Origin of the sequence: Rhodococcus sp. 3258, from assembly GCF_031456475.1 — a bacterium.
Lineage (GTDB): Bacteria > Actinomycetota > Actinomycetes > Mycobacteriales > Mycobacteriaceae > Rhodococcoides > Rhodococcoides fascians.
In genome coordinates this window covers 528,885-551,011 of sequence record NZ_JAVDUT010000002.1, presented here as the reverse complement: position 1 = coordinate 551,011, position 22,127 = coordinate 528,885, and the positions used below count along the sequence as shown (strand labels likewise).

Here is a 22,127-nt window from a genome sequence, read left to right as displayed (position 1 = left end):
TCGTAGTGGGCTACGAAGTTCCGCGCACGTGCGGCGCAGCCGCTCTATAGAGCGAGCGCAGCGAGAGCTTTCACGAGCTGATCGATCTCGTACCGGGTGGTGTAGGGAGCGAGTCCGATGGTGACGGCACCACCTTCGTCGTTGACGCCCAGGGCGTCGAGCAGACGACTGCCACCGTGGACCCCGCTGACGCTGCCGATGCGAGCCTGCGCGAGTTGCTCGGACACCTTCACCGCGGGCATACCGTCGACGGTGAAGCTGACGGTCGGGATACGCGTGGGCGCAGTGCCGAGCACCATGACGTGGTCGAGGGTGGCGAGCGCAGCCATCAGATGCTCGAAGAGCCGATCCTGATAGTGCTGCAGCGACCCGATGGACAGCTCCAGCCGCTCACGGCGAGTGCCGGTGGCTGCGTCGTCGAGGTTGGCCAGGTAGTCGATGGACGACACGACACCGGCCAGCAGCGCGTACTGATGACCACTGACCTCGAGCCGCTCGGGCCCCTTCGCCGACGGGTTCAGCGACATCGACGGCAACTGGTCGAGCAGTGTCGGATCGCGGAAGATCAGCGCACCCACCGACGGCCCACCCCACGCGGCCGCGTCGATCGCGACGACGTCGGCTCCGAGTTCCTTGATGTCGACGTGTGCGTAGGGGGCTGCTCCGGCGGCATCGACGACGATGAGTCCACCGACCTCGTGGACCAGATCCGCCGCGACGCGAACGTCGGGAGCGCTACCCACGATCGGCGACGCCGCGGTGACCGCGACGAGCCGGGTGGTGGAGGTGATGAGTTCCTCGAACTGCCACGTGGGCAGCTCGCACGTATCGATCTCGACCTCGGCCCAGCGCACGTGTGCGCCGGTTCGGCTGGCGACCCGCAGCCACGGCGCGACGTTGGCTTCCTCGTCCAGACGCGAGAGCACCAAGCCGGTTCCGAGCCCGAGCCGGGAGCTCAGAGAATCGGCGAGCCACGATAGCAGCGTCGCCCGATCCGGTCCGATGACCACCCCGGACGGATAGGCACCGACCAGATCTGCGATTGCGACGCGGGCGGATTCGAGCAGAGCAGCACTCCGCTTGGCGGCGATGTTGCCGGCCGAATGATTGGACGCACTGTGCCGGAACGCCGTGGAGACGGCCGTCGACACGCGATCCGGAATCAGCATTCCCAGCTGAGGGTCCAAATGAATCCACCCGTCGCCGAGGGAGGGAATGGACCCTCTGACCCGTGCGACGTCGTACCCCATGCCGGACACTCTAAGCGCCGACCCGCCGAGGGTGTGTTTCACGTCCCGTTTCCCCAGGGAACGGCAGCCAACAACGCACGCTTCGATCCTCCTGACACCCCGGTTGCGAACGACCGAACCAGGATAATCGCCCCTGTCGATCGCGCAACGGCAGGCGACGCGTAAAGATGGATGCATGACGCAATCCGAGTCGAACAATGCACCCGGCGATCACGTCGTCGTGATCGGCCCCAACGGAGAGCCACTCGCACTGAGCCGCGAGGAAGCCACCGCTGCTGCAGCCCGCGCTTCCGGATCGGCGGCCAACGAGGAGTCGTCCGACGGATCGGACCTCTCGGAGATGGTGGAACAGCCCGCCAAGGTGATGCGCATCGGCACGATGATCAAGCAACTGCTCGAAGAAGTGCGCGCGGCACCTCTCGACGACGCCAGCCGTAATCGGCTCAAGGAAATCCACAAATCGTCCATCCAGGAGCTCGAGCAGGGCTTGGCCCCGGAGCTGCGCGACGAGCTCGAGCGTCTGGTGCTGCCGTTCGGCGACGACGTCGTGCCCACCGACGCCGAACTGCGGATCGCGCAGGCTCAGCTCGTCGGCTGGCTCGAAGGACTGTTCCACGGCATCCAGACGGCATTGTTCGCTCAGCAGATGGCCGCACGGGCCCAGCTCGAGCAGATGCGTCAGGGCGCGTTGCCTCCCGGCGTCATGCCCACACCGGGCGGCGGCCACGGCAGCGGTACCGGCCAGTACCTGTAACACCACACACACGCTCGCAAAATGAGCTGCATGGTCGATTACAGGTAGTGTCGACCGTCGTGTCGGCACCAGCGAAGGATCCCGAGAGCGAGGCAGGAGAACAGATGCCTGCTCCGGTTTCGGACTCACAGACTTATCGGCGCGCGTTCGGCGATCTGCGGACCGGTTTCAACCAGCGTGAGCTGTGGCTGCATCTCGGCTGGCAGGACATCAAGCAGCGCTATCGACGGTCGGTGATCGGCCCGTTCTGGATCACCATTGCCACCGGCGTGCAGGCCATCGCCATGGGCCTGCTGTATTCGGTGCTCCTGAACATCGATCTGCGCGAGTTCCTGCCGCACGTGACCGTCGGGCTGATCGTGTGGGGCCTGATCAGCGCCGCAATCCTCGAGGGCGGAGACGTCTTCGTCGCCAACGAGGGCCTGATCAAGCAGCTGCCCAGTGCGCTGAGCGTGCACGTCTATCGGTTGGTGTGGCGCCAGCTGCTGCTCCTCGGCCACAACCTGCTGATCTACGTGATCATCATCGCGATCTTCTGGCCGCCCGGCGGACTGCACTGGACGGTGATCTTCGCGATCCCGGCGCTGGTCCTGATTCTGCTCAACGCGGTGTGGGTGTCGATCCTCTTCGGCATCATCGCCACCCGCTACCGCGACATCGCGCCGATCCTCGGCAGCTTCGTCACACTGATGTTCTTCATGACGCCGATCGTGTGGACAACCTCGGGCCTACAGCAGATGGGCGGCGAGGCCGCGAATCGCGCCAAGCTCGTCGAGATCAACCCGCTCTTCCACTACCTGGACATCATCCGGGCCCCTCTGATCGGCGAGGACCAGCAGGCGTACCACTGGTACATCGTGCTCGGGTTCACCGTGGTCGGGTGGGCGCTGGCCATCGTCGCTCTCAAGAAGTACCGGGCCCGCGTGCCCTACTGGGTTTAGGGGTCAGCAGTTGTCCATCAGCATCAGTACCCATGACGCATGCGTCGACTTCCCGATCTTCGACGCCAAGACGCGGTCCTTGAAGAAGGCATTCCTCGGTAAGGCGGGCGGTGCCATCGACCGCAACTCCTCCGACGTCGTCGTCGTCGAAGCTCTCAAGAACATCACGATGAACCTGAAGGACGGCGATCGCGTCGGCCTGGTGGGACACAACGGTGCCGGCAAGTCGACGCTGCTGCGGCTGCTCTCGGGCATCTACGAGCCGACGCGTGGCAGCGCCACCATCCGCGGCCGCGTCGCGCCGGTGTTCGATCTGGGCGTCGGTATGGACCCGGAGATCTCCGGTTACGAGAACATCATCATCCGCGGTCTGTTCCTCGGCCAGACGCGCAAGCAGATGCTCGCGAAGATGGACGAGATCGCCGACTTCACCGAACTCGGCGACTACCTCGACATGCCGCTGCGCACCTACTCCACAGGTATGCGGGTGCGCGTCGCGATGGGCGTCGTCACCAGCATCGACCCGGAGATCCTGCTGCTCGACGAGGGCATCGGTGCCGTCGACGCGGAGTTCATGAAGAAGGCCCGGCACCGACTGCAGCAATTGGTGAAGCGCTCGGGAATCCTGGTGTTCGCCAGCCACTCCAACGAATTCCTGGCTCAGTTGTGCGATACCGCGATGTGGATCGATCACGGCCAGATTCGGCAGCAGGGCGGCATCGAGGACGTGGTGCGGGCATACGACGGCGACGACGCCGGAGACCACGTCGCGCAGATCCTGAAAGAGATCGAGCGGGAAGACGGACCTGATGGGCAAGCCGGTGCCTGACCGGATCATCGGGGTCATCGTCACGCACAAGCGGCGTGAGTTGTTGGCTCTGTCGTTGGACGTGATCGGTGCCCAGACGCGTCCGCTCGATCATCTGGTCGTCGTCGACAATGCGAACGAGCCGGACGTCCATGAGTTGGTGGAGTCGACGGCCCTGCCGACGACGTACCTCGGCTCTCAGCACAATCTGGGTGGCGCAGGCGGATTCGCGCTCGGCATTCTGTATGCGCTCTCGCTCGGCGCGGACTGGGTGTTTCTCGCCGACGACGACGGCCGACCCGAGGGCCCGAAGGTCCTCGAAACCCTCTACGACTGCGCGCTCGCGCACGGACTGGACGAGGTCTCCCCCGTCGTCTGTGACATCGAGGATCCGGATCGTCTGGCGTTCCCGCTACGACGCGGCGTCGAGTGGCGTCGTCTTCGCTCGGAGTTGATCGACCCGGAGAATCCCGACGACGATCTGCTCGAAGGCATCGCATCGTTGTTCAACGGTGCCTTGTTCAAAGCGTCGACGATCGATGCGGTCGGCGTGCCGGATCTGCGACTGTTCGTGCGCGGCGACGAGGTGGAAGTACACCGCCGATTGCAGCGCTCGGGCCTGAAGTTCGGAACGTGCCTCACCACCGCGTACGTCCACCCCAACGGGGCCGAGGAGTTCAAGCCGATCCTCGGTGGCCGGATGCACACGCAGTACCCGGAGGATGCGACCAAGCGGTACTTCACCTACCGCAACCGCGGTTACCTGATGTCGCAGCCTGGTATGCGAAAGCTGTTGCCGCAGGAGTGGATTCGCTTCACCTGGTTCTTCCTGATCACCACCAGGAATCCTCGCGGTCTGGCCGAGTGGTTCCGGTTGCGCGGACTCGGCCGTCGAGAGCACTTTCGTAAGCCCTGACGTGTTTGCGAACGCGCCCTCACCGGCTACCGTGTGCCCATGACGGAACCTCGGAAGCTCGCGGATCGCATCAAGTCGTCGGCTCGAGAAAAACTTCAACGAGCAATAGGTGAGGTTCTGGCGCAGCAGACCGCGCAGCTGGCCGAGCAGACCAGCGATCAGCAAGCGAAATTGCTCGACGTCCTCGAACGCCAACGGCGCGAGATCGACGATCTGCACGCCTTCATTCGCGGTCTCGAGATGCGGATGCGTCGCGACATTCCGTACGCCTCCGATGTCGAGGCCGCCGCTCAGAGCGCAGAGTTCGCCGAAGAGATGATGCCGGAGGCACCGACCTTCCTACGGCCGCACGCCACGCTGCGATTCGCCCTCGGCGAGGTCTCCATCCGCGGCATGGCGCTCGAGTTCGGAGTGGCCAGCGGGACGACGCTCGAGATCATCGCCGAGGAATTGGCGTCGCGTAAGGACATCACCGTCGTCGCCGGATTCGACGTGTTCTCCGGCCTACCCGAAACCTGGCGTACGGGCTTCCCGAAGGGACTGTTCGAGCAGGACACCATCCCCGAAGTGCCCGGCGCACAGATCGTCCCGGGGCTGTTCGAGGATTCGCTGCCGGGATTCCTGAAGGGCCACCACGAGAAGTTGGCCTTCCTGCACCTCGACGCCGACCTGTACTCGTCGACGGTCACCGTGCTGGACCTCGTGGCCGATCGACTCGCAGTGGGCACCGTCATCGTGTTCGACGAGTACTTCAACTTCCCCGGCTGGCGCAACCACGAGTACCGGGCGTGGACGGAATTCGTCGCACGCACCGGCACCGAATTCGACTACCTCGGGTACACCGCCGACAACGAACAGGTCGTCGTACGGATTCGCACGGCACCCAAGGTCCGGTCGAACTAGCTACTGCCCGTAGAGACGAGCCCAGTTCTCGCGGCTCGTCAGCTGTGGGACGGCGGCGCGGTACGACGCCGCCACTGCGGGTGTCTCGGTGCGCAGACGCTTGAGTGCCGACACACCGCGCTTGAGCAGCTCGACGGCATGTGCCTTGTTGCGCTTGCGAACTCGGACGCCCTCTTGCGAGCGGTCGGTGACGATCGCGTGGGAGAACAGCGAGACGTGCCACCAGTGCGCGTCGTCGGCGGAGATGGAAACGGGGCCCGGATCGACCGTGCCGCGCCACTGGTTGAGGACGCGCTTGGCGAGCACGGCGAACTCCATGCTCTTCTTCGGGTGCGGGCCGGCCGGGGTGATGAACATATCGGCCGGACGCACCCCCGGAACGTCGTTGGAGTTGTGTCGCTTGGTTTCTCCGTACGCCGCGCGCTCACGCCGGATGGAACCGGCCGCGTCCATGCCGCCGTCGAGCAGATGTTCCGGACCGGCCAGGAAGTCCTCGACGGACTTGATCAGCGTGTACGCCATGCCGTACTGCATCGACACCAGGTAGCGAAGCAGGTCGGTGAACAGCTGCTTGGCGAGCGTCTTACCGTCGAGTTCGATGTGCAGGGCGGCGGTGATCATGCCGTTGCGCAGGTTGAAGTAGCGGTGCCACTCGTCCCAGTCCTTCCACGCGAAGTCGGCGTGCCACACCGCTGCGCCCGGCAGCGTCACGGTGGCGAATCCGTTTGCGCGCGAACGGTATCCGTACTCGATGTCGTCCCACTGGAAGAACAGCGGCAACGGGTAGCCGACCTGCCCGACGATCTCCGACGGGATGAGGCACGACCACCAGCCGTTGTATCCGGCGTCGACGCGGACGTCCTGCTGACGCTTGCGCTTGAATGCGCTCTTGTCCGATACTGCGTTCTTGACGTGGACTCCGGCCTCGAGCTTCTGCAGGTTGGCCACCTCGGCACCGACGTGCACGCGGTCGGGGTGCAGCAGGTACAGCATCTGGGCGCCGATGATCGCCGGCTCGACGGTCATGTTGGCGAACGAGTTCATGCGCACGATCGCCTCGGGCTCGCACAGCACGTCGTCGTCCATGAAGATCACGTTGGCCGGATCGCCGCCCTTGCCCTGCACCTCGTAGAGCCCGCGAGTGAATCCGCCCGCGCCGCCGAGGTTGGGCTGCGTGATGTAGACGAGCTTGTCGCCCAGTTCGGCCGCGACGCGCTGGAACTTCTCGCGCGTCTGCACCTGATCGGTGCCCTGATCGACGACGTAGACGTTGTCCACGCCGAGCAACGCGATGGGATCGTCGGCCATGGCAGCGACGGTGTTGGCGCAGTCGTCGGCGCGATTGAACGTGCAGATCACCACCGAGGTGGGACGCAGCTTCTCCGGTGCGGCGACGGTCCATTCCGCGTCCTGCACGGACAACTCGCTCGACGTCGTGGTGAAGCGGACGTACAGCGCGCCGCCGTCGAGGAACTGCGTGGTGGCGACGGGAACGGCCAACTGAGTCGACGCGTTCGCGGAATCGACCGTTGTGCTGGCCATCGTGCGCTCGTGACCCTTGTAGTCCGTGGCCACCAGATCGATCCGGCCGGCACCGGCGACGGTCGCCCGGAACACCACCTCGGTGACCGTCGTCCACCGCTGCCAGTAGCTGGCCGGGAACCGTCCGAAGTAGCTGTTGGTATGTACGACGCTGCGCTTGGCGATCCGGACGCCGGTGCGGGTGCGCTCGGCGTTGCCCTTCCTGACCTCGCTGTACATGTCTGCGCTGACCAGGGGCGACGGGCCGTCGAACAGAAGCCTCTGAACTGTCAGTTCGGCCGTATCGTCACCGCCGGCGGCAGCCGGCACGTCCGAGGAACCGAGACGATCGAGAGCAGTGCCGTCCATACCGAGAAATACCCCATCCAGTTCGAGTAGTGACAGTTCGAGCGATCACAGGTGTGGCCGTACCGAGAAGAAGACCACTGACCATGGTTGCACAGCCCACGGCCGATCCGTCCGACGCTCGCCGCACTGCCCGCCACCTACTCCCCTTCCCGCACCCTCTCCATCAGCACGCGAGCGGCGTCGGCCGGGTGCGTGTACGGCCACCAGTGGCCCGCCTCGACGTGAACGACGCGCAGGTCGGGGATCCACCGATCGAGACCCTCGGTGAGGTTCGTCGACAGCATCGGGTCGTGTGTCGGGACCACCACGGTGGTCGGGACGACGCAGCGCGGATCGGGTCCACGGAACACCCGCCGCAGCACGTTGGCCCGGTACAGCGCGATGCCGCGCTGCTGGTCGGCCGCCGTCGGGGTCGGCTCGCCCTCGGCCTGCAGTCGGGCCAGCAGAGCCGGTATTCGCGTTCGCAGGACGGGCACGTGAAACCCGAAGACGTACCAGGACCTGGCCAACTGCCCCACCAGCGACGGCCATCGATGCGGCCGGACCGACCGCGCCCGTGCCACCTGCCGCAGATGATCCAGACTCGGCCCGGACACCGACGTGTACGACGCGAATGCGGTGCTCGCCCGAGGCGAGGCCATCGCCTCCCACATCTGGACCGACCCCCAGTCGTGGGCGAAGACGTGCACCTTGCCGGTGAGGCCCGGAATCGACTCGACCACCGCGAAGGCGTCCTGCGCCAGCCGCTCGATGGCGACGTCTGCCGCGGGCTCCAGCACGGACGCTCCGCTGCCTCGTGTGTCGTAGGCGATCACCCGGACCGTGTCACCCAGCGCGGTGATCAGCGGATCGAACACGTGCTGGTTGTCGGGATAGCCGTGCACCAGCAGCACTGTGGACTCAGCCGCCGGGTCCCCGTATTCGAAGACGGGAAGCTCGGCACCGGCGATGCGTACCGTCCAGTGAGTCATCCCGCGTCGGTCAGGGCGTGCAGTGCGCCACCGCGCAGCAGGTGAGCAATCATCCTCAGCCGCATGGCTTCCTGCTCGGGCTGCGGATGGACCACGGCTGCCAACGCCTCGCCGTCGAGCAGGTGGACGACGCTGAAGACCACCGTTTCCAGATGCTGCGGATCGATCACGCCGGCAACGGGAAGCGCACGAGCAAGTTCGGCGATCTGCTCGTGATATCGAACGGTGAAGGGCTGCAGTCTCTCTCGCAGCTCGTTGTCGCTGCGGGCGGCGGTCAACAGCTCGTACCAGGCCCCGTTGATCGGGGCGCGGCACGCTGCTCTGAGCAGTTCGAGACAGTGCTCGATGGATGCGCTACCGAAACCGGACAGGCCGCGGCGAAACTCCTCGAACTGACGTCGACGAACCTCGTCGGCTGCGGCGACGATCAGGTCGAGCCTGGTGTCGAAATGTCGAAACATGGCCCCGGACGACACCCCGGCCCGGCTGACGATTTCACTGACACTGGTTGCGGCGTAGCCCTTCTCGCACAACGACGAAATAGTCGCGTCGAGCAGTTTTCCGATGGTCTCGGTTCGACGCTGGTGTTGACTCGCCACTCACACACGCTCCCGGCGTCGCGGGGCGGTGGGAGTGCCTGCCCGCAGGAAGCTACCGGCCCGCTCCGACACACCGAACCAGGGCGCAAAGGTGCCGCCGGAGAACACGACTCGGCCCGCGACCAGAGTGGCGGTGACTGCTCGGTCGTTGCGATTGACCATGCGGCTCAGGCCACCGAATTCCGGCATGGTCTCCTCGCGATAGGCCAGGACATCCTCGTTCAGGCCCTCCGGGTCGATCACGACGATATCGGCACGGTCCCCCACCCGCAGGTGACCGGCGTCGACACCGTAGAAGTCGGCCAGTTCGCCGCTGAGCTTGTGCACGGCCTTCTCCACGGTCATGAACGGCCGGCGATCGTTTCGCGCGTCGTGCACGCGGTGCAGCAACCGAATGCCGAAGTTGTAGAACGCCATGTTGCGCAGATGAGCGCCGGCATCGGAGAACCCCACGGTCACCCCGGGCTGATTGATCAGCTTGTCCATCTGCCGCTTGCGATGATTGGCAACCGTCGTGTGCCAGCGCAACTTTCGGCCGTGCTCGACCACCAGATCGAGGAATGCGTCCACCACGTGCACACCGCGCTCGGCCGCGACCTCCGCGATGTTCTTTCCGACGACCGACGCGTCGGGGCACTCGGTGATCTCGGCGTCGGCGAAGTCGCGATGCCAGACGCGCGAGCTGAACTTCTTCTCGAAGTCGGCACGGAACCAGCGTCGGTAGGCCTCGTCGGACAGCAACTCGTTGCGTCCCAACTCTTCTCGCAGATGCAGCGCGGCGCGGCCGGAGCCGAACTCCTCGAACACCACGAGATCGATGCCGTCGGAATACACGTCGAACGTAGTGGGGAGGTGCTGCCAGCGGAACTGCCCCTTGCCCGGGCCGTTGACCATCCGGGCGAGCGGGCCGAAGACGCGATGGATCCACGGCGACGCCTTGGCATCGGCCGCCGCCAGCAGCGAGATCTTGAGCGGAGTGCGGCCGACCCCGGTGGCCGAGGCGAGGAAGAACAACATGTCGTACTTGGTGTTCAGGTTCGGAATGCTCTGCAACAGCCGACCGCGTCGACGCAGAATCTTGTGCAGAGAACGGAATTCGCTCCACCGCGCATAAGAGGACGGCAACGAACGAGACCGGTATCGATCGCCGTCCAACTTGTCCCACGGGTTCGTCATGGTCGACATTCCGAGCAGCCCGGCATCGAGCGCCTTCTCGAGCGCGTCGGACATGGCACGCCATTCTTCGCGGGTGGGCTTCTGACTTCGGTCGGTCGAGCGGTCGAGCCCCATGACATGCGCCCGTAGATCCGAATGACCCACCAATGCAGCAATATTGGGCCCGAGAGGCAGGCGCTCGAGGGCTGCGATGTACTCGTCGGGACTGTTCCAATTTTTGTGCGCATCGACTGCCTTGAGCACATGATCGCGCGGCAGCGCCTCGACCCGACTGAACAGGTCCGCAATGTCGACCGGAGTGGAATAGAGCGTCGACAACGAACAGTTGCCCAGGAGAACAGTCGTGACCCCGTGCCGGACGGATTCTTCGAGACCCGGCCCGACCAACACCTCTGCGTCGTAATGGGTGTGTACGTCCACGAAGCCCGGCGTGACCCACTTGCCGGTGGCGTCGACCACCTCGGTCGTCGCGCTCGGCTCGAGAGGAGTGGACGACACGGCCCGCACGACGCCGTCGACGATGCCCACATCCGCCCGAACTCCCGGGCCGCCGGATCCGTCGTACACGGTTCCGCCGGCGATGACGACATCGAAAGGAATGTTCGGGTTCATGTGACCTCCGTCATAGAATGACGAAACCATAACTTAGAGAGTGGTCACTCGCAATAGCCGCTTTCCTGCGGACATCTGCGTGGTGCATGCGTCGGCGTTTCGGCTCGGGAGCAAGACGACAGCTACAGTCGGGTGTCTTTGCCCGAACTCACGGAGTTGACCCTTGCCCACCACGGATACCCAGATCGCGAGCAGCTCCCTGCCCGACAGCAGACGAGAGCGCCTCGTTTGGGGAGCGGCAATTGCTGCCGTCGTCGTGTTGGGCTATCTCTTGGTGCTCAGCGTCGACCCTCGCTTCTTCTACATCGACGACACCGAATCCGGTGCCATCCCCAACTGGCTTCAACTCGGGCGCATCATGCGCGACGGTCACTTCCCGTCCCTCGTGCTCGATCAGTGGATGGCGGGCAACTATCCCGTCGAAGGCCAGGGCGGACTGTGGAACCCGGTGCAGATGGCGATCAACTACGTCTCGCCCTCGATCGACAACCTGGTCCTGCTCGCGACGGTCGTCAAACTCGGCTTCTCGATCCTGCTGGCCTGGGGTGTGTACCGCGTCGCGCTCGTCTACGGGGCACGCGCCAACTGGGCCGCCGTCGCAGGCGCAAGCGCACCGTTCGTCGGCTTCACCCTCTTCTTCGAGAACACCTCGTGGGTGACGGCCCTCATCGGCACCGCGTACATCACCAACGCGTGGGCGAGCTCGGTGAAGTACGCCCGCGGCCACAGCGGTCCCGTCGTGCCGTTCGTGTTCCTCTACCTGGCCATCAGCGTGGGATACGTCCACGCCGCGGTCATGGCCGGCGTCATGATCGGCTCGGTCGCGATCGGCGAACGGTTGTTCCAGCGCCTGTGGCCTCCGGCGCTGAAGGTGTGCAGCGTCGGCATCGCCGCGGCAGCCTGCGGGGCCGTCACCTTCCTGCCGGGAGTACTGACCTCCGCGGTCACCTGGCGCAGCGGTGACGAGGGAACGTTCAACGACAACTTCCTGACGGCACCGTGGTCGGAATCGTTGACCGCCAGCATCCCGACGGCCGTGACCAGCATCGAATCGTGGGCAGGCGAGACCACCGAAGCCCCGGTCACCTACATCGCCTGGTTCCTCGTCCCTGCGCTCGCGTTCATCGCGTGGCGTCGGGTGCCCGCGGCCTTGCGTGAGCTGGCCGCACCACTGATTCTGTTGGCGTTCGCGCTGGTCTTCACCGCGGGCCCCAGCGACATCGGCCCCATCCGCTGGCCCGCGCGCATCCTCCCCTTCGTCGCCATCGTCGCGTTGATCCTCGTCGTCACCCTGATCAGCCGATACGGAACTCTGGACAAGCTGCGGCCCCGATTGCTCGCCGCCGGCCTGCTGACGCTGGTGTTGCTGCTGCGTGCCGGCTCGTCGGGTCCGGAGTTCTTCGGCCGCCACATCGTTGCTGCGCTCGCGATCCTGCTGGTCGGCGCACTCGCCCTGCTGCTCGCCCACCGCTTCTCCACCCGGGCCACCGCCGCGCTCATCCTGGTCACGATCGCGCCGATCGCGATGTACCAGGTGGCCGGATACCAACCGCCGTTCGCCAAATGGTGGCTCCCCACCTCGCAGTCCGAGGCCAAGGCGCAGTTCCCGCAGTGGCAGGGCTCGACGCTGCAGCTCGGCAGTCGTGCGCTGACCGAGACCGAAGCCGACGGGCCCGACGACCCGCAACTGCCGTGGCACTCGCAGGTCTACGGCAACTCCGCCAAGGTGATGGGCCTGGACTACGTCAACGCCTACACCCCCGTCGGCTACCTCGATTTCGCAAACCTGCTGTGCTTCGAGCACGAGGGTTCGACCTGCACCGACGCCTTCGACCGGCTCTTCGAGATCGAGCCGTACACCGGCAAGACCTATGCCGATCTGATGCAGCTCGACCGCGTCGTACTGCAGAAACTGCAGTATCCGCTGGCCGAGAGGGAGGCCGCGCCCGCAGGCTGGCAGTGGGTCACCGCGCCCACCCCCGACTCCGCTCGGCAGGTCTACGTCCTCGAACGCGTCGATGGATTGATTCCTGCCGCGTCGGGACGCGTCGTAGCGACGGTGAACGCCTCCGCCGACCCGATCTCGTCCGACGCGGACTCCGAGCACGTCACCGTCTCCGCGCCCGCCGGTGGCAGCGTCGTCTTCTCGCGGTTGGCCTGGCCCGGCTACACCGCCACTCTGAACGGTGAGCCGCTGCAGACGAAGGGCCTGGCCGATATCTTCCTGTACGTCGACCTGCCGCCCGGCACCGACGCAGCGGACCTGGAACTCACCTTCCGGCCGCCCGGTGAACGACTCGGACTCGCTGCCATGGCCGGTGGGGTGATGGTGCTGATCGGCCTGGTCGTACTCGATGTTCGACGACGTCGACGCCCCTCCGCGCCGGAGTTCGGCAGTACGACGTCCAGCAGATAGGGTCAGACCTCGTGACGTCCGACGCTGCTGCTCCGCACCGCATCTCCATCGTGGTTCCGGTCTACCAGGGCGAACGGACGCTCAGCGCGCTGATGGACGAGATCATCCCGTTGACGCAGGTCACCCACACGCCCCTCGGGCGGCCGATGATCGTCGAAGAAGTTCTCCTCGTGTTCGACCACGGACCCGACAACTCCGCAGCCGTGATCCGGCAGCTGACCGAGGCGCATACGTTCGTTCGTGGCGTGTGGCTCAGTCGTAACTTCGGCCAACACCCCGCCACCCTCGCCGGCATGGCATCGAGCGGCGGCGAGTGGATCGTCACGATGGACGAGGACGGCCAGCATGACCCGGCCGCGATCGGCGGCATGCTCGATACCGCCCTCGACCGGCAATCCACCGTCGTCTACGCCAAGCCGACGAACGTCGCACCGCACGGACTCTGGCGCAACGCCGCATCACGCGGAGCGAAGTGGCTCATCGCCAAGGCTCTGGCCGGAGACAACACCGTCGACTACCAGAGCTACCGCCTGGTCCTCGGCGAAGTCGGTCGATCCGTTGCCGCCTACGCCGGCTCCGAGGCATACCTCGACATCGCACTCGGGTGGATTGCAGGCGACGTCACGACGAGCCCGGTGGCCCTGCGAGAAGAAGTGGACCGTCGATCGGGATACCGACTGCGGACGCTTCTGTCGCACTTCTGGCGCATGGTGCTCTCCAGCGGCACCAAAGGTCTGCGACTGGTGTCCTTCATCGGCATCGCCTTCGCGCTACTGGGCCTCGTTCTCGTCGCCTACGTGCTGGTGTCGTACTTCGTCTTCGATTCCGGTGCCGAAGTGCGAGGCTGGGCATCGACGATGGTGATCCTGCTGTTCGGCTTCGGAGCCACCCTGTTCTCACTCGGAGTGGTGGCCGAGTACGTCGGCGTCAACGTCAAGACCGCCATGGGCAAGCCGCCCTACCTGATCGTGACCGACCCTGGAAACGGGCCGCTCGGACGCACCGAACCATCGACCGATCCCGCACCGCCGGCGTGAACGCGACGCACACCTGGGTCGTCGGCAGCGGCGGACTGCTCGGCGCATCGGTGACGCGGGAAGCTCGACGACGCGGACATCACGTGCACACCAGTGCAATCCCGTGGTCCGACCGATCACTGGCCGAAGAAACTCTGCTACAACGCTGTTCGGCCTTCTTCGACTCCTTCCGGACCGGCGCGTGGAACGTCGTCTGGGCCGCCGGAGCCGGCGTGAACGGCACCAGCGCAGCACAATTCGCCGAAGAGAACGATCTGATCCGGACCGTACTGGCCCGGGTCGAGTCCGTCGCTGCGGACCGCGCGGACACCGGAACGGTGTTTCTCGCGTCGTCTGCCGGAGGCGTCTACGCCGGCGCACCGGGAGCCCCCCACGACGAAGAAACACCGCCGATCCCGTTGGGTGACTACGGTTTCGCGAAACTGCAGTCCGAGTCGGTCGCGACCGAATTCGGCATCCGCACCGGGGTGAACGTTGTCGTCGGCCGGTTCGCCAACCTCTACGGCCCGGGACAGAATCTCGCGAAACCTCAGGGGTTGATCTCGCACCTGTGCCGCGGATACCTGATGGCCTCACCGGTGTCGATCTACGTCCCCATGGACACCCTGCGCGATTACCTCTACGTCAGCGACGCCGCCGAAATGGTGGCCGACGCCCTCGCCGTCTCCGCCGAACGACGTATCGCGCCGACCGTCAAGATCTTCGCCTCGGGTGAGGCCGTCACCATCGGTTCCATTCTCGGCGCCTGCCGAACGGTCTTTCGTCGACGCCCCAACGTAGTGCTTGCCGCCTCTCCCCTCGCGGCGTTCCAAGGACGCGACCTACGACTGCGGTCGACCGTCTGGCCGCAGATCGATCGACGCACCCACCGCACACTGCCTGCGGGTATCGCCTCGACCCTGTTCGCGACGCGTCAGGCACTGGCGGTGGGCCGATGACCGAACCGCAGACTCCCGCGCCTCCGGCCGGCATGAACGGTGCACCGGGACCACTGATGCGCATCGTCAAGAATCAGAAGATCGCATTTCTGCTCGTCGGCGGCGTCAACACCGCACTGGGCACCGCATGGTTCATCGTGTGGCAGTTGCTGATCGGCGAGCGATACGGCTACCACGCCGCCATCGTGCTCGGGTATCTCTGCAACGTACTGTGCGCATTCGCGATGTATCGCTACCTCGTGTTTCGCGTTCGCGGGCACTTCTTCAGAGATCTGCTCCGGTTCTTCGTGGTCAACTTCGGAGCGTTCCTCGCCAACATCTCACTGATGACCCTCGCCGTCTCGGTGTTCCACTTCCCGCCCATCCCTTCCCAATTGGTCGTCACAGCAGTGATGGCAGTCGTCAGCTTCTTCGGCTACCGCGACTTCTCGTTTCGCAGAAAGAGCCAGGACCCCACACCATGACACCCCGAGTATCCGTCGTCGTCCCGGCGTACAACAACGCCGAATACCTGGCCGAGACCATCGATTCGATTCTCGCCCAGACGTTCACGGACTTCGAGCTGGTCATTGCCGACCACTCGTCGACCGACGGCACCCTGGCCGTTGCCCAGAAGTACGACGATCCACGCATTCGACTCCTCACCACACCCGCGGGCGGCGGGGCACAGGCCAACTGGAATCGCGTCACCGAGGAAGCATCGGGCGAGCTGATCAAACTCGTGTGCGGTGACGACACCATCCACCGCACCGCGCTCGCCGCCCAGGTTCAGGCTTTCGACGCCCATCCGACCGCGGTACTCGTCGCCGCGCAACGCACGTTGATCGACGCCAACAGCAAAACCGTCATCGCCGCGCGCGGACTCGGCGGACTACAGGGAAAGACGTCGGGTCGAGTGGCCGCGAGAACAGCAGTTCGGGCCGGAGCCAACATCTTCGGTGAACCCGGCGGCGTCATGATGAAGCTCTCGGAACTGCGCGCAGTCGGACTGTGGGACAACAGTCATCCGTACCTGATCGACCAGGCCACCTTCATCGCCGTAGCGCTGCGCGGCGACATCGTTGCCATTCCCCAGCCGCTGGCGTCGTTTCGCATCAACTCGGGACAGTGGAGCGTCGAGCTCGCCACCCAGCAGGCCCGTCAGGCCGCCGACTTCCACCGCTCCCTCCAGGCGAGCGACCCGACGTTGTTGTCCGACAGTGACGTTCGCATCGGCAACGCCAAGGCACTCATGACCTCGTTCATGCGGCGAGCCGTGTACCTGCTGCTGCGACATAGGATGTCGCGCAGCAGCTAGCGTTTCGGATTTTCAGGGCAGTACGGATTCCTTCGTCGCATAGACGGCCTCGGTGGCGTCCTTCTGCGGTCGCCACCACTGCTCGTTATCGCGGTACCAGTCGACGGTCGCCTTCAACCCTGCTCGGAAGTCGACATAGGTTGGTGTCCAACCCAATTCGGTGCGGAGTTTGGTCGAGTCGATGGCGTAGCGCAGATCGTGGCCGGGGCGGTCGGTGACGAAATCGAATGCGTCGGGTGCGTTGCCGGTTTCTTCGAGGATCGCTTCGAGGACGGTGCGGTTGTTGGCTTCGCCGTCGGCTCCGATGAGGTAGGTCTCGCCGATGCGGCCACCGTCGATGATGGCCCAGACGGCACTGTTGTGGTCGTCGACGTGGATCCAGTCGCGCACGTTCTGCCCGGCACCGTAGAGCTTGGGGCGTGAGCCGCTGAGGATGTTGGTGATCTGACGCGGGATGAACTTCTCCACGTGCTGATACGGGCCGTAGTTGTTGGAGCAGTTGGAGATGGTGGAGCGGACCCCGAACGAGCGGGTCCAGGCGCGCACCAGCAGGTCGCTCGAGGCTTTGGTCGAGGAATACGGGCTCGACGGGTTGTACGGGGTCGATTCGGTGAATCTCGCCGGGTCGTCGAGTTCGAGGTCGCCGTAGACCTCGTCGGTGGAGATGTGGTGGTAGCGGACGTCGTGCTCGCGGACCGCATTGAGCAACGTGGTGGTGCCGATGACGTTGGTGTGCACGAACGGCCACGGGTCGGTCAACGAGTTGTCGTTGTGGGATTCGGCGGCGAAGTGGACGACGAGATCGGTCTCGCGGACGAGGCGGTCGACGAGATCGGCGTCGGCGATGTCGCCGTGCACGAAGTCGATGCGATCGGCGACGGGGTCCAGAGAGGCCTTGTTGCCGGCGTAGGTGAGCTTGTCGAGCACGGTGACCTGGGAGTCGGGGCGCTGCGCGAGGGTCTGATGTACGAAGTTCGCGCCGATGAACCCGGCCCCACCCGTGACGAGAATTCTCATGAACAGGCACTTTACCGGGGGATGCTCGTGTGGGCCGTTCTTGTCGGGCGCGCGTGCTAGCTTCTGTTCGACTTCGGGGGGAGTACGTCAATGGGTCTGGGAAAAATTCTTGTCCGTCTCGCGGCACTGACAACGCTGCTGTTCGGGCTCATGTGGGCAATTCCGCAGCTGGCTCCGCAAGTGCCGGAACCGTACGAGGGTGTACGGACTCTGCCACCGGTGTCACCGAAACCCACGGGCTCGACGACCGTGCCGCCACCATTGCCGCCGGGTTTTCCGTCGATGGAACGCCCGCCACCGCGAATCGAGGTACCCGACGGGCAGCCGCAGCCCATCGCCACCAAATTCGGCTGGACTTACGACATTCCGGCTGACTGGGAGAATTGGAACGACGGATTCTCGGAGTGGGTCGGCGAGGACGGATCGACCGCAACATACGGCGCAATGGGTCTCCACGGACGATTCGATTGCGAAGGCGGTGAGTTCGAGTCTTCGGCAATCAGCGGAATGACCGGTCGTCGTGCCGGTGACTTGACTGTCCTCGCCTATCGAGAGGTGCAGAAAGCGTCGATGATCTTCACCAACGAAGATGGGTCTCTGGAACCCACCGTTCGGATCGGGGACCCCAAGTATCTGCAGATCGACGGAGCTCCGGCTGTCCACTACACAGCCCTGGTGGAAGACATACCGGATTCGCCGTACTGCCCTCCTCCCCGCGCGACATTCGATGTAGTCACGACTACCGGTTTCGCCACCGCAGAGGTCGCGGTCTTCGTCGTGCTTGCCGACCGTGATGTCGAGAACGCACTGACCGACGAAGACGTCGAAGGCCTCATCTCCTCACTACGGAAGAGCTCGACGGAATGACCGAACAGCTCTCGGCGAAAACATCCGAAATCGCCGGTCTCGGTAATCTTCTCGATCGCATCGGTGTCGATACCCTGGCCAGTCACCACTACTTGCTCGACAACGCGGGCCTCGGCGAGAACGTGGTCGGAGAGATTCTGAAGAAGCTGCGTCCGTATATCGCGCGCTTCCAAGAGATGACCCGCACCCGACACGTTCACCTGTCGGCCAACTGCGGCGAGATGGGGGCCGAGCTGAACAAAGCTGCCTGGTTGTATGCCGATCAAGATCGAAAGAATTACGACCTGCTCAACGCCCACACATCTGTGCCACCGCTACCCGGCAGCGACCGCGGGAGTTCGGATCACGCCGCGGCCGGGCATGTAGACGAATTCGACGGTGCCGCTGACTACGGTCATCCTCACGGAATCGATTATTCTCCAACCAATCCCGCCATCGGCGACATCCGCGACGTGCTCGCCGATGCCTCCGAGTGGCTCGGCGAGATCGACCGAACGATCTTCGAACTCTCCGGGTGGAGTCCGCTACGCGAAGCGACCATTCCTGTCACCGGCAACTGGAACGAAATCCGTCGAATCGGTCAGGCGTACCAGATTGCGGGCGACGCCATGGAAGCCGCAGCCGAGTCGTTGGCTGCAGGAGTACGCCGCGTCGACGGTCACTGGAACGGTGCAGCCGCACAGGCATTCACCGACTATGCCGACCGACAACTCGCCGCAATGCGATGGGAAGGGCATGCCGGCCGAACGATCGCCGCAATCTGTACAGCCATCGCCGAGCAACTTCGTGGCGCAGCGCTGGCAGTGGTCCGCAAGATCGTCGAATTGCTCGAGTCCGAAGTGGCCCTCGACAACGCCCGCGGTGCGTTGAAGGTCGTGCTCAAGAAAGTGCCGGTGGTCGGCACTGCATGGCAGGTGGAGAGCATCATCGAAATATGCTTGACGGCAATGGATCTGACCAAGGATCTCATTGTGAAGATCGAGCAGGTGGTCGACGACTTCGGCGGGTTCCTCGACGCGCTCGGCGACCCCGAAGGCCAGGTGGGCCAGAAGATCGACGACACACTGCGACCGCTGAACGACCTCCTCGACTACGGCACGCAAGCCGTCGAAGCGGGCAAGACCGCGGATATCCGACCGGTACTCGACACACCGGACGAGGACTTCTCCGTCGGCACCGGCGACGAACCATGGCGGGACGCATGATCGAGTCCCTGCCTCCGCACGCCCGCGCTGCCTACGACCGACTGATGGCATCCTGCGGAGAGCTCGAAGCCACGCGTACACGCGCCTCGAACGCAGACCTGAAAACCCGGACCGTCACAACGGAACTACTGGCCCGCGTGGCGTCCTCACCGCGAGCGTCGGCCGACCTGATCCACTACGCACGCCGCGTCGCGTCGGGTGAATGCTGTTGGGAACGAATCCAGGTGGACGCGAATCCGCTGCCTCCGGAGGTGGACGAGCTCACAGCCGATCCGCTGATCGTGTGGCCGTCGGAATGGCCGACATCGACGACCGACGCCCTGTCTCAGCCCTATCGAATCCCGTGGGAGTGAGTGCCGCTGAACGTGTCAGGACCGTCGAACAGTGCGCCCGGCAAAAGCCGCGATGCGCTCGTACGCGTTTGCTCCGTCGGGTGCAGGCTGCTCGGGATCGAAGGCACCACCCCTGCGCTCATCGGTCATATTGGCCGACATGAACACCATCCCCTCCTCCGCCACGGTCTGGTCGAAGTCGTCGGTACCGCGCCCGAGCGCGGTCGCAAGGTCCCACGCGTGCACCGAAAGTTCAGCAGCGACCATGCCGGCCGGCAGCGGTGAACCTGCGTCGAGCTCGGTCAGCAGTTCGCGGGTCCGGGCGGTCCACAGCGGAACCGGATCCGAGGAGGGCTCGGGTGCGGCCGACCAGTCGATCTCCCCACCTCGCGCCATCGTCACCAGGTTGGCCGCGGTGTGCACCAGGTGGTCCGTCAGGTCAGCGACTGTCCACTCCGTGCAGGGCGTGGCCGACGCGCGTTCGGCGTCGGTCATTCCGGCCATCAATTCGGTGATCTGAGTGGCACCGGTGGCGATCTGGCTACTCGTCGTCACGTGGCTTGTCCTTTGTTCGGTCGACGGGCGGTTCCGTCGGAACGGGGCAGGGCTGGCCGGAGTCTATGGGCAGTTGCCACCTCGCGCGCCGGAAACGAAGGTGCACGACCGAGCGGGCGATCGGAGGGTCTGGAAGACTTCGGGCTCATGCGGGGAATCATTCTGGCGGGCGGCACGGGCTCACGGCTTCATCCGATCACGATGGGAGTGAGCAAACAGCTGGTCCCGGTCTACGACAAACCGATGATCTACTACCCCCTCTCGACCCTGATCCTCGCCGGCATCCGCGAGATCCTCATCATCACCACACCCCAGGACGCCGACCAGTTCGCACGACTACTCGGCGACGGCTCCCAATTCGGCATCTCCTTGACCTACCAGGTCCAACACGAACCCAACGGCCTCGCCCAAGCCTTCGTCCTCGGAGCCGATCACATCGGCACCGACTCCGCCGCCCTGGTGCTCGGCGACAACATCTTCTACGGCCCCGGCCTGGGCACCCAACTCTCACGCTTCGACACCATCGACGGCGGAGCCGTCTTCGCCTACGAGGTCTCCGACCCCACCGCCTACGGCGTCATCGAATTCGACGACAACCGAAAAGCCGTGTCGTTGGAAGAAAAACCCACCGCCCCGAAATCGAACTACGCCGTCCCCGGCCTGTACTTCTACGACAACGACGTCATCGCCATCGCCCGCGACCTCGCCCCCTCCGCCCGCGGCGAATACGAGATCACCGACGTCAACCGCCACTACCTCGACGCCGGCCGCCTCCAGGTCGAAGTCCTCCCCCGCGGCACCGCCTGGCTCGACACCGGCACCTTCGACTCCCTCCTCGACGCCTCCAACTACGTGCGCACCATCGAACAACGCCAAGGACTCAAGATCGGATCCCCCGAAGAAGTCGCCTGGCGACGAGGATTCATCACCGACGACGAACTGCGCGCCCGCGCCGAGACACTCGTCAAATCCGGCTACGGCCGCTACCTGCTCGACCTGATCGACCGAGGAAACCGATGACCTTTCGTGAACTGAAAATATCCGGTGCCTACGAATACACCCCACGCCAGTTCGGTGACGACCGCGGCGTGTTCTTCGAATGGTTCAAAGCGAGCCTGTTCGAGAAAACCACCGGGCGAGCGTTGGATCTGAAGCAGGCGAACTGCTCGGTCTCCGCCGCCGGAGTGCTGCGCGGGATCCACTTCACCACCAACCCACCCGGGCAAGCGAAATACGTCACCTGCGCCCGCGGAGCGTTCCTCGACGTCATCGTCGACCTGCGCGTGGGCTCCCCGACGTTCGGGCAATGGGACAGCGTGTTGATCGACGACATCGACCGGCGAGCAGTGTTCCTCTCCGAAGGCCTCGGGCACGCCATCTTGTCGTTGGAAGACAACTCCACCGTCATGTACCTGTGCGGCCTCGAATACACCCCGGCACTGGACCGCGACATCAACCCCCTCGACCCCGCCCTGGGCATCGACTGGCCCACCACCGGCCGCGACGGATCGCCTCTGACCTACGAGCTCTCCGCCAAAGACAAAGCCGCCCCCACCCTCACCGAAGCCCTCGAAGCAGGAAACCTGCCCACCTTCTGAGTAAGTCGTTGTGGGGGCGACACCGCGGCCGTGCCGCGTCGCCCC

22 protein-coding genes are annotated in these 22,127 nt (G+C 64.8%); 15 read left to right on the top strand and 7 right to left on the bottom strand.

Annotated elements, in window-relative coordinates:
- Positions 1-44 precede the first annotated feature (44 nt).
- On the bottom strand, positions 45-1,250 hold the full coding sequence (locus J2X62_RS10100) for a cysteine desulfurase-like protein (protein ID WP_032366782.1): 1,206 nt from the start codon (positions 1,248-1,250) through the stop codon (positions 45-47).
- A gap of 175 nt (positions 1,251-1,425) precedes the next feature.
- Here J2X62_RS10100 and J2X62_RS10095 point away from each other — a divergent pair, with 175 nt between their 5' ends.
- From J2X62_RS10095 to J2X62_RS10075, 5 genes are all read left to right on the top strand, one after another.
- Complete coding sequence (locus J2X62_RS10095; protein ID WP_027494774.1) at positions 1,426-2,004, top strand: bacterial proteasome activator family protein; 579 nt, start codon at positions 1,426-1,428, stop codon at positions 2,002-2,004.
- A gap of 104 nt (positions 2,005-2,108) precedes the next feature.
- Complete coding sequence (locus J2X62_RS10090; protein ID WP_167328462.1) at positions 2,109-2,945, top strand: ABC transporter permease; 837 nt, start codon at positions 2,109-2,111, stop codon at positions 2,943-2,945.
- Between the two features lie 16 nt (positions 2,946-2,961).
- Positions 2,962-3,774, top strand: coding sequence for an ABC transporter ATP-binding protein (locus J2X62_RS10085; protein WP_186439974.1), 813 nt, complete (start codon positions 2,962-2,964; stop codon positions 3,772-3,774).
- On the top strand, positions 3,755-4,669 hold the full coding sequence (locus J2X62_RS10080; RefSeq protein ID WP_310180057.1) for a glycosyltransferase family 2 protein: 915 nt from the start codon (positions 3,755-3,757) through the stop codon (positions 4,667-4,669). Before J2X62_RS10085 ends, J2X62_RS10080 begins: the two co-directional genes overlap by 20 nt.
- 39 nt (positions 4,670-4,708) lie before the next feature.
- A complete protein-coding gene (locus tag J2X62_RS10075) occupies positions 4,709-5,572 on the top strand; it encodes a TylF/MycF/NovP-related O-methyltransferase (protein ID WP_032366779.1) in 864 nt (287 codons plus the stop codon).
- On the opposite strand, the gene J2X62_RS10070 is transcribed toward J2X62_RS10075, so the two are convergent.
- From J2X62_RS10070 to J2X62_RS10055, 4 genes are all read right to left on the bottom strand, one after another.
- Positions 5,573-7,462, bottom strand: a complete 1,890-nt coding sequence (locus tag J2X62_RS10070; RefSeq protein WP_310180054.1) for a glycosyltransferase — start codon at positions 7,460-7,462, stop codon at positions 5,573-5,575.
- Positions 7,463-7,599: 137 nt separating this feature from the next.
- On the bottom strand, positions 7,600-8,433 hold the full coding sequence (locus J2X62_RS10065) for an alpha/beta fold hydrolase (RefSeq protein WP_310180052.1): 834 nt from the start codon (positions 8,431-8,433) through the stop codon (positions 7,600-7,602).
- Positions 8,430-9,032, bottom strand: coding sequence for a TetR/AcrR family transcriptional regulator (locus tag J2X62_RS10060; RefSeq protein WP_167325925.1), 603 nt, complete (start codon positions 9,030-9,032; stop codon positions 8,430-8,432). Before J2X62_RS10060 ends, J2X62_RS10065 begins: the two co-directional genes overlap by 4 nt.
- Positions 9,033-10,820, bottom strand: a complete 1,788-nt coding sequence (locus tag J2X62_RS10055) for an amidohydrolase family protein (RefSeq protein WP_032407818.1) — start codon at positions 10,818-10,820, stop codon at positions 9,033-9,035.
- Between the two features lie 163 nt (positions 10,821-10,983).
- Between J2X62_RS10055 and J2X62_RS10050 the strand changes: the two genes are divergently transcribed.
- The 5 genes from J2X62_RS10050 to J2X62_RS10030 are packed head-to-tail and all read left to right on the top strand — an operon-like array spanning position 10,984 to position 16,508.
- Positions 10,984-13,236, top strand: coding sequence for a hypothetical protein (locus J2X62_RS10050; protein ID WP_084819034.1), 2,253 nt, complete (start codon positions 10,984-10,986; stop codon positions 13,234-13,236).
- Positions 13,237-13,277: 41 nt separating this feature from the next.
- On the top strand, positions 13,278-14,273 hold the full coding sequence (locus J2X62_RS10045; protein WP_032367283.1) for a glycosyltransferase: 996 nt from the start codon (positions 13,278-13,280) through the stop codon (positions 14,271-14,273).
- Positions 14,270-15,211 carry an NAD(P)-dependent oxidoreductase gene (locus tag J2X62_RS10040; RefSeq protein ID WP_032392948.1) on the top strand — a complete coding sequence of 314 codons (942 nt, stop codon included), beginning with the start codon at positions 14,270-14,272 and terminating at the stop codon, positions 15,209-15,211. The genes J2X62_RS10045 and J2X62_RS10040 overlap by 4 nt, the downstream gene beginning before the upstream one ends.
- Positions 15,208-15,675: a GtrA family protein gene (locus J2X62_RS10035; RefSeq protein WP_032374162.1), complete on the top strand. Its 468-nt coding sequence runs from the start codon at positions 15,208-15,210 to the stop codon at positions 15,673-15,675. Before J2X62_RS10040 ends, J2X62_RS10035 begins: the two co-directional genes overlap by 4 nt.
- Positions 15,672-16,508 (top strand): glycosyltransferase family A protein, encoded by an 837-nt coding sequence (locus J2X62_RS10030; protein WP_032374163.1) that lies wholly within the window; start codon positions 15,672-15,674, stop codon positions 16,506-16,508. The genes J2X62_RS10035 and J2X62_RS10030 overlap by 4 nt, the downstream gene beginning before the upstream one ends.
- 12 nt (positions 16,509-16,520) lie before the next feature.
- Here the strand turns inward: J2X62_RS10030 and rfbB are convergent, their stop codons facing one another.
- Positions 16,521-17,525: a dTDP-glucose 4,6-dehydratase gene (gene rfbB / locus J2X62_RS10025; RefSeq protein WP_032407817.1), complete on the bottom strand. Its 1,005-nt coding sequence runs from the start codon at positions 17,523-17,525 to the stop codon at positions 16,521-16,523.
- A gap of 90 nt (positions 17,526-17,615) precedes the next feature.
- On the opposite strand from rfbB, the gene J2X62_RS10020 reads away from it, so the two are divergent.
- From J2X62_RS10020 to J2X62_RS10010, 3 genes are read left to right on the top strand one after another with little or no spacing between them, the layout of a single operon-like run.
- Positions 17,616-18,392 (top strand): hypothetical protein, encoded by a 777-nt coding sequence (locus tag J2X62_RS10020; protein ID WP_310180040.1) that lies wholly within the window; start codon positions 17,616-17,618, stop codon positions 18,390-18,392.
- Entirely contained in the window at positions 18,389-19,597 is a 1,209-nt protein-coding gene (locus J2X62_RS10015; protein ID WP_310180038.1) for a hypothetical protein, read from the top strand. Before J2X62_RS10020 ends, J2X62_RS10015 begins: the two co-directional genes overlap by 4 nt.
- Complete coding sequence (locus J2X62_RS10010; protein ID WP_057473994.1) at positions 19,594-19,950, top strand: hypothetical protein; 357 nt, start codon at positions 19,594-19,596, stop codon at positions 19,948-19,950. Before J2X62_RS10015 ends, J2X62_RS10010 begins: the two co-directional genes overlap by 4 nt.
- 15 nt (positions 19,951-19,965) lie before the next feature.
- Here J2X62_RS10010 and J2X62_RS10005 read toward each other — a convergent pair whose 3' ends face one another.
- Entirely contained in the window at positions 19,966-20,484 is a 519-nt protein-coding gene (locus J2X62_RS10005) for a maleylpyruvate isomerase family mycothiol-dependent enzyme (protein ID WP_051364928.1), read from the bottom strand.
- A 147-nt stretch (positions 20,485-20,631) separates the two neighbouring features.
- Between J2X62_RS10005 and rfbA the strand changes: the two genes are divergently transcribed.
- Entirely contained in the window at positions 20,632-21,504 is an 873-nt protein-coding gene (rfbA, locus tag J2X62_RS10000; protein ID WP_310180033.1) for a glucose-1-phosphate thymidylyltransferase RfbA, read from the top strand.
- Entirely contained in the window at positions 21,501-22,082 is a 582-nt protein-coding gene (locus J2X62_RS09995) for a dTDP-4-dehydrorhamnose 3,5-epimerase (RefSeq protein ID WP_310180031.1), read from the top strand. The genes rfbA and J2X62_RS09995 overlap by 4 nt, the downstream gene beginning before the upstream one ends.
- Positions 22,083-22,127 lie beyond the last annotated feature (45 nt).